The organism is Streptomyces aurantiacus, from assembly GCF_001418335.1.
GTDB classification, from domain to species: Bacteria; Actinomycetota; Actinomycetes; order Streptomycetales; family Streptomycetaceae; genus Streptomyces; species Streptomyces aurantiacus.
The window spans coordinates 1-6,629 of the sequence record NZ_LIPP01000190.1 but is presented as its reverse complement, the minus strand read 5'-3'; the positions used below and the strand labels follow the sequence as shown (position 1 = coordinate 6,629).

The 6,629-nt window shown below is 71.0% G+C and carries 9 protein-coding genes; 8 read left to right on the top strand and 1 reads right to left on the bottom strand.

Annotation, left to right across the window (positions count from 1 at the left end; genetic code table 11):
• A partial coding sequence (locus tag AOK01_RS24270; protein ID WP_281181425.1) for a DNA-directed RNA polymerase subunit alpha C-terminal domain-containing protein occupies positions 1-451 on the top strand: 451 nt, incomplete at its 5' end.
• 449 nt (positions 452-900) lie between these two features.
• On the opposite strand, the gene AOK01_RS24265 is transcribed toward AOK01_RS24270, so the two are convergent.
• On the bottom strand, positions 901-1,341 hold the full coding sequence (locus tag AOK01_RS24265; RefSeq protein WP_055515158.1) for a DUF6299 family protein: 441 nt from the start codon (positions 1,339-1,341) through the stop codon (positions 901-903).
• Positions 1,342-1,573: 232 nt separating this feature from the next.
• Here AOK01_RS24265 and AOK01_RS24260 point away from each other — a divergent pair, with 232 nt between their 5' ends.
• The 7 genes from AOK01_RS24260 to AOK01_RS24230 form a co-directional block, all read left to right on the top strand.
• Complete coding sequence (locus AOK01_RS24260; RefSeq protein WP_055515157.1) at positions 1,574-1,795, top strand: DUF5999 family protein; 222 nt, start codon at positions 1,574-1,576, stop codon at positions 1,793-1,795.
• Positions 1,796-1,975: 180 nt separating this feature from the next.
• On the top strand, positions 1,976-2,818 hold the full coding sequence (locus AOK01_RS24255; RefSeq protein WP_055515156.1) for a PaaX family transcriptional regulator: 843 nt from the start codon (positions 1,976-1,978) through the stop codon (positions 2,816-2,818).
• A gap of 83 nt (positions 2,819-2,901) precedes the next feature.
• Positions 2,902-3,807 (top strand): sulfotransferase family protein, encoded by a 906-nt coding sequence (locus AOK01_RS24250; protein ID WP_055515155.1) that lies wholly within the window; start codon positions 2,902-2,904, stop codon positions 3,805-3,807.
• A complete protein-coding gene (locus tag AOK01_RS24245) occupies positions 3,804-4,280 on the top strand; it encodes a hypothetical protein (protein ID WP_245702391.1) in 477 nt (158 codons plus the stop codon). Before AOK01_RS24250 ends, AOK01_RS24245 begins: the two co-directional genes overlap by 4 nt.
• Positions 4,277-5,617, top strand: coding sequence for a glycosyltransferase family 4 protein (locus tag AOK01_RS24240; protein WP_079103701.1), 1,341 nt, complete (start codon positions 4,277-4,279; stop codon positions 5,615-5,617). The genes AOK01_RS24245 and AOK01_RS24240 overlap by 4 nt, the downstream gene beginning before the upstream one ends.
• Complete coding sequence (gene cysC, locus AOK01_RS24235) at positions 5,614-6,186, top strand: adenylyl-sulfate kinase (RefSeq protein WP_055515154.1); 573 nt, start codon at positions 5,614-5,616, stop codon at positions 6,184-6,186. Before AOK01_RS24240 ends, cysC begins: the two co-directional genes overlap by 4 nt.
• Positions 6,187-6,200: 14 nt before the next feature.
• Positions 6,201-6,629: phosphoadenosine phosphosulfate reductase domain-containing protein (locus AOK01_RS24230; protein WP_169800158.1), on the top strand; the 429-nt coding region annotated here is incomplete at its 3' end.

Genomic DNA, 6,629 nt, shown 5'->3' with positions numbered 1-6,629 from the left:
CTTCGACAAGCTGATCGTCGACGTCGAGACCAAGCAGGCCATGCGTCCCCGTGACGCCATGGCGTCGGCCGGCAAGACCCTGGTCGAGCTGTTCGGTCTGGCGCGTGAGCTCAACATCGACGCTGAGGGCATCGACATGGGCCCGTCCCCGATCGACGCCGCCCTCGCCGCCGATCTGGTGATGCCGATCGAGGAGCTTGAGCTCACCGTTCGGTCGTACAACTGCCTCAAGCGCGAAGGCGTGCACTCCGTGGGTGAGCTCGTCGCCCGCTCCGAGGCCGACCTGCTCGACATCCGCAACTTCGGTGCGAAGTCGATCGACGAGGTCAAGGCCAAGCTCGCCGGCATGGGCCTGGGCCTCAAGGACAGCCCGCCCGGATTCGACCCGACCGCCGCCATCGGTGTGGACGACGACGCGGACGCGGGCTTCGTGGAGACCGAGCAGTACTGAACACTGCGAGCCGCGGCCCGGCCCGGCCCCGGAACCCTCCGGGCCGGGCCAGGCCGCGGCCAGGTTCTGTCCGGCTGGACAGGACCTGGTGGAGATCGCGTCGACGGCGGTGGTTCCTCCTGCGAGCTGGGTACGTGCGTCGGCGAGCCGCACGGCCAGCAGGAGCGCCACGGAGACGGACAGCACCACACCAAGGCCACCGCTCCCGCCGTGACCGCGACGCGCGGGTACCGCCCTGTACGGCTGCTGCTGCGGCGGCATGGGCGTACGCGCCGACGTCGCCGGAGCGCCCTGCTGGGCGGTTTCCGGGGCGCCACTTTCCGGGACAGGGGCGGTGACCAGGCGTCCCTCCGCCCAACGCTCGGCGGCGATCTCGTGCAGCGCCAGCAGCCGGGTCGGATCGTCGCCGCCGACGCGGGCCGGCTGAACCGGGCGCGGGTGCGGCGGTGTCAGCGGACGAGTGTCACGTCCTGCTCCCGCGCCGCGTGGAACATCGGCAGTGGAAGGCCGCCGGAGCGCAGTTCCATCAGCGTCGCCTGGACCTTCGCCGCGCCGGGCTTGAACCGGCCCGGTTCCGTGCGGTCGGTGTTCGTCCAGCGGTGTTCGGCGCCGTCGCAGACCGCGGTCGTGCCGCCGACACCCTTGCGCGAGTTGGCCTCGCCCTGGCTCAGCGAGGAGCTGACGAAGACCGGGCCGCTGCCGCCCGTACAGCGGTAGGTGCCGGACAGTGTGACGGTGCCGTCCGCGGCGAGGCGGCCCTTCGGGTCGACGGTCACCGTCTCCGACAGGCCGACGGGGGCGGCCGGTTGGGACAGCGCGCCCGCGGACGGAGCGGTGAGCAGCAGCAGCGCCGCAGTGGCGGCGGTGGCCATGACCTGGTGGAATCGCATCGGAGTACCTCCTGGGGTGGGGCCTTTACAGGTACCGGCCCGGCGCGCCCGCGGGTGTGATCGTCACCCTTTTGGTGGCGAGTCCGCACCGTCCGTCCTGGACTCGTCCGAGTGTTGTCCGCGTGTTGTCACGTTTCCCGTCCGGCTGTTCCGATGAGTTCGCGGCAGGCGCATGGTCTATCCGTAAGGGCGGCGAAAACGCCGCCCAACTTCCCACACGTGGAGGCTCACCATGTGTTCTCACCAGTCTTCGTGCCCGTCCGCCGGCCGCTTCGACCGCAGCGACCGCGGCCACCGCGGCGACGCGCACATCGTCTCCGCGCACCCCGAACAGGGCTGGTCCCTGCTGTGCGACGGCGCGATCGTCTTCGACGACACCGGTGCGCTGCTGCCCGACGGGCAGGTCGTCGGTCCGCACCGGGTGCCGGCCGAGCAGTTGACCATCGCCGCCTGATCCCCCACCTTCCTCCTTTCTCCTTCCTCCTTCCTCGAACGCCGGCGAGGACACGAGAGCGGCCCGCCGGCCAAGGTCGCCGGATATCGCGCACTCTTGACTGCCGTCAAGAAATCGATACGCTCCTGACGTGATCCCCCTGCCCCGGATGGCGATCTTGCGTGACGGTGACGATCTAGAGTGATCAACGTGTCCGAGCAGCACGCCCCCCGGTCCCTCATCGTCACCTTCTACGGCGCGTACGGCCGCTTCACCCCCGGCCCCGTACCCGTGGCCGAACTGATCCGGCTCCTCGCCGCGGCCGGCGTGGACGCGCCCTCCGTGCGTTCGTCGGTGTCCCGGCTGAAACGCCGCGGGCTGCTCGTACCGGCCCGTACGGCGGCGGGCGCGGCCGGGTACGTCCTGTCGCCGGACGCGCGGCAACTCCTCGACGACGGCGACCGCCGGGTCTACGTGGCCTCGCCGCCCGAGGACGACACCTGGGTGCTCGCCGTGTTCTCCGTACCGGAGTCCGAGCGGCAGAAACGTCACGTGCTGCGCTCGCACCTGTCCGGCCTCGGCTTCGGAACGGCCGCCCCCGGGGTGTGGCTCGCCCCGGCCCGCCTCTACGAAGAGACCCGCCACACGCTGGAACGGCTGCGGCTCGACGCGTACGTGGAACTCTTCCGCGGCGAGCACCTGGGCTACGCGCCGACGGCGGACGCGGTCGCCCGCTGGTGGGACCTGGCCGCGATCGCCAAGCAGCACGAGGCGTTCCTCGACCGCCACGCGCGCGTGCTGCACGACTGGGAGGCGCGGGCCGACACCCCGGAGGCGGAGGCGTACCGCGACTATCTGCTCGCCCTGGACTCCTGGCGCCACCTCCCGTACGCCGATCCGGGGCTGCCCCCCTCACTGCTGCCCCAGGACTGGCCCGGAGCCCGCTCCGCGGCTGTCTTCCGGGCCCTGCACGAGCGACTGCGGGACGCCGGCGCGGCCTTCGCGGGCGTACCCGACGACGTTCCCAAACCTCAACTCATGTGACGTGAGCCACAATCCATGGCGCTAAGGGAACGCTCAGGTCACTCAGGCCCTCTTCTCATAATCCTTACCTAGCGTCGGGGCCCATGAGTCTGATGGGCAATCTGAACCGGGCGCTCTCCGCCACCACCGGCCTTCAGGTGCGCCGGGCCGCTCCCGCCGCTCCCGCCACCGCGCCGCCACAGCCGAAAGGGACCGGGGCGAAACCCGGGAAGCGGCCCACGCCGGTGTACCGATGTCCGGCGCCCGGGGACCTCGCCACGGACCGGCTGCTGCGGCGGCCGGTCTTCATCATGTCTCCCGTGCGCTCCGGCTCGACGCTGCTGCGGATGCTCCTGGACGCGCACTCACAGCTGTACTCCCCGCACGAGCTGCACATCCGCCGCCTGGAGGTCGACTTCGGCAGCAGACTGTCGCAGCGCGCCATGAGCGCCCTCGACCTGGAGCGCGGCGACCTGGAGCACCTGCTCTGGGACCGGGTCATGCACCGGGAGCTGGTCAGGTCGGGCAAGGACGTCATCGTCGAGAAGACGCCCAGCAACGCGTTCGTGCACCGGCGCATCCGGGACTGCTGGCCCGACGCCCGCTTCGTCTTCCTGCTCCGCCATCCGGTGTCCATCGCCCGGTCCTGGCACGAGGGCGACCCCGGCAAGCGGACCTTCGACGAGGCGGCGGCCGACGCGCTGCGCTACATGAAGGCCGTCGACAACGCCCGCGGGGCGACCACCGGCGGCCACACCGTGCGCTACGAGGACCTCACCGCCGACGCCGAGAAGGAGTTGCGCGCACTCTGCGCCTTCCTCGACGTCCGCTTCGAGCCGTCGATGCTCGACTACGGCAGGCGGGACGACAGCCAGGTGGTGAAGGGCCTCGGCGACTGGCGGGACAAGATCCGCACCGGCCGGGTGCAGAGCGGACGCGAACTGCCCGCCGAGGACGAGATCCCGGAACTGCTGCGGCCCATGTGCGCGGCCTGGGGGTACAGCTCGTGAAGCCGCTGAAGCCGCTGAAGCCGCACGCCGAGATAGCGGAGGTATGGCCGCGCGACGGGCACGTCCGGCTCGTCGGACGCATCCACGGATGTCCCGCCGAGGGCGACTGGCGGCTGCTGCTCACCCGCCGCGGCCACACGGCCCGGCACCTCGACTACCCCACACACGTGAAGGGCGACCGCTTCGAGAGCGAGCTGCCCATCGCCGACCTGGTGACCTCGGAACCCACCGGGACGACCGGGACGGCCGAGGTCGAGGTCGAGGAGTGGGACATCCATCTCACCGACGGCAGGGCCCGGTTGCGGGCCGGCCGGCAACTCGACGACATCCACGGCAAGAAGAAGATCATGGTCTTTCCCGAGCAGCGCGTACGCGGTCTGCGCGTGCGCCCGTACTACACAGTGAAGGACAACCTCTCGCTGGAGTGCCGTACAGAGCGTCGTACGGAGTGGCATACGGAGGCCGCCATATGACGGGCCAGCAAACAGCCGGCCATCGGACACGTACGCCGGCGCGGCCGAAGGTCCGCTATCTGCTGCTGCACGCGTACGGCCGCGGCGGCACCATCCGTACGGTGATGAACCAGGCCAACTCCCTCGTGCAGGCGGGCTGGGAGGTCGAGCTGGTCAGCGCGCTGCGCCGCCGGGACGACCTCCAGTTCCCGCTGGACCCACGCGTCCACGTCACCACGGTCGTCGACCTGCGCGAGGACGCCCGCACCCCCGCCGAAGGCATGACCGGACGCTACCGGGAGTGGCGCCGGGCACGGCTGACCGAACGGCCCGCGCGGCACATCCCGCCGGGCGAGTTCGGCTACCGCTACTTCAACCGGTACGTGGAGCGGCGGCTGATCGCGTACCTCTCCTCGCTGCGCGACGGCATCCTCGTGACCACCCGGCCCGCGCTCAACTTCCTGGCCGCCGAGCACGCCACGGGCGGCGTGGTGCGGGTGGCGCAGGAACACATGAACCACGGCACGCACAAGCGCGACGTGCAGCGACGCATCCGGGAGACCTACCCGCGCTTCGACGCGGTCGCCGTCCTGACGGAACGGGACCGCGAGGAGTACGAGCAGTTGCTGCCCGGCGCCCGGGTGGCCCGCATCCCCAACGCCGTGCACTCCCTCGACCAGGTGCCCTCGGACCACCGCTCGAAGATCGCGGTGGCGGCCGGGCGGCTCTTCCCGCAGAAGGGCTTCGACCTGCTGATCCCCGCGTGGGCGAGGCTCGTCGAGACGTACCCCGACTGGCAGTTGAGGATCTACGGCAGCGGCGAGAAGCGGGCCGAACTGCGGGCGCTCATCGAGGAGCACCACCTCTACAACCACGTGTTCCTGATGGGCCACACGGACCGGCTCGACGACGAACTCGCCAAGGCCTCGTTCTACGTGCTCAGTTCACGCTTCGAGGGGCTGCCGATGGTGATGATCGAGGCGATGAGCCACTCGCTGCCGGTGGTGGCCTTCGACTGTCCGACCGGCCCTTCGGACGTCCTCACCCACGGCGTCGACGGCCTGCTGGTCCCGCCCGAGGACCCCGACGCGCTCGCCGACGCCATGGCCAGGCTGATGGACGACCGGGCGCTGCGCGCGGACATGGGCGTCGCCGCCGTCCTGACAGCCGCCTCGTACGGCCCGGACGCGGTGCACCCCCGCTGGGAGGCCCTCTTCGGCGAACTCGGCACGCCCGACGCGCCGAACGACTCCTGTGAACCCGGTGAGCCCGGCCGATCCGGCGGGCCCGGCGCATCCCCCGACCTCCCCGAACAACGGCACCGCACCGCGGACGCCGCGAAAGGACGCCACGCATGACCACCACGGCAAGGGGCCGTCAGAAGCCTCCTGGCGCACAGGGGGCCACGGTCTGGCTCACCGGGCTGCCGAGCGCGGGCAAGACGACGATCGCCCGCTTCCTCGCCGGCCGGCTGCGCGCCGAGGGGCATCGCGTGGAGGTGCTCGACGGTGACGAGATCCGCCGCTTCCTCTCCGCGGGCCTCGGTTTCTCCCGCGAGGACCGCAACACCAACGTCCAGCGCATCGGCCTGGTCGCCGAGGTGCTGGCCCGCAACGGCGTCCTCGCCGTCGTCCCCGTCATCGCCCCGTACGCCGACAGCCGCGAGGCGGTGCGCAAACGGCACGAGGCGAGCGGGACGCCGTACTTCGAGGTGCATGTCGCCACGCCGGTCGAGGTGTGCAGCGAGCGGGACGTGAAGGGCCTGTACGCACGCCAGGCGGCCGGCCGGCTGACCGGTCTCACGGGGGTCGACGACCCGTACGAGCCCCCGCTCGAACCGGCGCTCGCACTGGACACGCGGTCACAGACTCCCGAGCAGTCCGCGGACTCGGTGCACGCGGTGCTGGCGGCCAGGGGGCTGGTGTGAGTCCCGCGACGACCCTGCCGACGACTGTCCCCGACGTCCCCGATGTCGCTGATGTCGCCGAGGAGGGGACCAACAGCCCGTACGCGCTCTCGCACCTGGACGCGCTGGAGTCCGAGGCGGTACACATCTTCCGCGAGGTCGCGGGCGAGTTCGAACGACCGGTGATCCTCTTCTCCGGCGGCAAGGACTCCATCGTCATGCTGCATCTGGCTCTGAAGGCGTTCGCGCCGGCCGCGGTGCCGTTCTCGCTGCTGCACGTCGACACCGGGCACAACTTCCCCGAAGTCCTCGAATACCGCGACCGCACGGTCAAAAAGCACGGACTACGCCTCCATGTGGCCTCCGTGCAGGACTACATCGACCGCGGCGCCCTCAAGGAACGCCCCGACGGCACCCGCAACCCCCTGCAGACCGTGCCCCTCACCGAGAAGATCCAGGCCGAA